Genomic DNA, 2,646 nt, shown 5'->3' with positions numbered 1-2,646 from the left:
ATGCTACTTTGGGTAAGGATATTAGTGGATTAGATGAGGGTACTACTTCTAAGTTAATTAGCGAGATTAATAGTGCTAGTGATCTTGATAAGGTTAAGAGTGAGATTGATGCTTTGAAGAGTGAGCTACCTAATCCGGGTAGTACTTATGATCTTACAGAGGGTAATGATAATTTAAAGGGTACTGATTTAGACGATACTTTTAATGGGACTGTTTATTTGGGAACAGGTATTAATAAATCGACATTGACCGCGTTTGACACCGTAGACGGCGCAGCGGGCAACGACACTATAAATATATCATTTGGTCTAAATAGCAACTCGAACGTGGCCGATCTAAAAACTAGCGATTTAAACTCAGCTCTTCTTGGCGTAACTAATGTTGAGAAATTAAATATTATATCTGAGGTTAAAGCTGCAGACGGCGGCGGTCTTACTATAAACGGATATAAGAGTGTTTCGTTAAATATAGTCGGTGAGACTAAGATAGCAGATACTGACGCTACTAAGCTTGATATAAAAGCTAGCGGTAATGTAACCGTGACTAAAGCCGAGGCCGTGAAAGACCTAAGCATAAATGCAGCAAACAGTGAAGTAAGCATAGCGGCAAACGCAACTAAAGCCTTAGAAAACCTAACTATAAAAAATGCTAGTAAGCTAACGGCTACAAATGCATTCGATGGAGATACTTTAAAGAGCGTAAATTTAAGTAATGTAACTTTAGGCAATACTAACGCTGCTGCCGCATTTGATTTCAAAGGCGTATCTACTTTAAATTTTGATAATGTCGTATCGGCTCAAACTGTAGATAGTAAAATAGCTCACATTACATCTAGTGCTGAGACTTTAAATTTAAACTTAAGCGGAAAAACTGCTACTGTTGCTTTGGCAACTAATAGCGTAACTAAAGTAGCAAATATAAATGCAAACGCAGATGTTAACGCCTTCTTAATTACTAAAGGTGACGGTGATATGAATCCAGGTCATGCTGATTTACAAAACGATTCATTTACTACGTTTATCGTAAAAGGTAATGGTAAGGAGCTTACTTTAAATGCCGGAGATCTTGATTTGGTAAAAGATATAGATACTACAGGATTTAGCGGAAATGCCAAAGTGAGTTTCGGAGACACTGACTCAGTCGATGGATCACAACTTAGCGTTAAAACAGGCGCAGGAAATGATACTTTAAATTTAGAAGCTAAAAAGCTAAAAGCAGGATCGCTGATAGATGGCGGTGAAGGAAATGATACAATTATCATGAAAGCTAGCGCATTAGCCGACGCTGCTACTTTAGGTATGATTAAGAATATAGAAAACGTGACTGTCAGCGATACTTTAAGTGCAAATACAGACGTAAGCGCGAGCTCATTTGTGAATATTGGGTTATTGGCTGATAAGAAAGACGCGCCATTTGAGCTAACAGTAAATAAGAATCAAACAATAGATATTCAATCAAAAGAGATGGCAAAATTACAAATTCTTACTATTAAGATGAACGATATGTCTGGTAGTGATGATACTGTAAATATAGTTCTTAATGCTAAGGCTATTATAAATCAGGGAGACAAAAACGTAGCAGCCGGAGCTGGAAATAAAGGCTTAAAGATAGATAACAGTATAGAGTCTGTTAATATAACTTCAGTAGCTAAGGATAATACTACTGCAAATACTTTGTGGATTGATACAAGTAGCGACGGAACAAAAGGTGCTAATAAAATAGTTATAAGCGGCGATGGAGATATTACAGTTGCAGCCTCTACTGCGGCAACTGGGCTTAAAAGCATAAAAGATTTAGACGCTAGCGCATTGACAGGTAAGCTTACATTCGATGCAAGTGTAAATAAATTAGCTAGCGGAGCTACGATTAAAGGCGGTAGCGGAGATGATAGTATAACAGTAGGATATGATACTCAAGTTGTAACTTTAGGCGCAGGCGATGATACAGTTAAGCTTACTATAGGAGCGGCAAACAAAACACAATATACCACTATAACAGACTTCAGCAAAGGCGACAAGATAGACGCATCTCTTGTTAAAGCCGGTGGACAAAATGCGGCTAAAAATGATATTTCTAAAATAGCAGGATTAACATCAACATCTACATTCGATGATTACTTGAAAAAAGCATTAGAAGGAGATGGCTCAACAAATGCTAAGGCTAGTTATTTCCAATTTAACGGAGATACTTATGTTGTTATTGATACAGCTAACGCAGTTGTTGCCGATAGTCTACTTACAAAAGATACAGACGGGTTGATTAAGCTTGCTGGATTTACAGGAGATTTAACCATAGACGGTAGCAGTATGATTACAGTAGCCTAGTTCAGATAAAGAAGTCGTTGCAATTAAATTTAGCACAACTTAAATAGCTATATTTTTACAGCGATGGCATATTGACTTCTTTAGACCAAACCTTAATAAATAGTAGATAGTTTTTTTGCTAAAAGGAGCTTTGCATATAGCATGGCTCCTTAATTTTCTAACCGATACCTTTTTAAATTTAATAACTACGAATTACATAACTTTTATAATTTTTAGGTATAATGAACAAAAATCAAGGAGACAAAATGACCGTAAGACTAGAACTACAAAACGTAAAAGAAGAGATCTTAGAAGCCATAAAAAGCATAGTAAAACTCAGTCC

The 2,646-nt window shown here is 36.5% G+C and carries 1 protein-coding gene; it reads left to right on the top strand.

Annotated elements, in window-relative coordinates; all coding sequences use genetic code 11:
• Positions 1-2,324 (top strand): hypothetical protein (locus tag RVY88_RS09080; RefSeq protein ID WP_317051301.1); only part of this gene is annotated, 2,324 nt, incomplete at its 5' end.
• Positions 2,325-2,646 lie beyond the last annotated feature (322 nt).

The organism is Campylobacter sp. TJR-1 (genome assembly GCF_032840035.1).
GTDB classification, from domain to species: domain Bacteria; phylum Campylobacterota; class Campylobacteria; order Campylobacterales; family Campylobacteraceae; genus Campylobacter; species Campylobacter fetus.
Note: the sequence above shows the minus strand (reverse complement) of the source record. Positions and strands in the feature narration are given on the sequence as shown.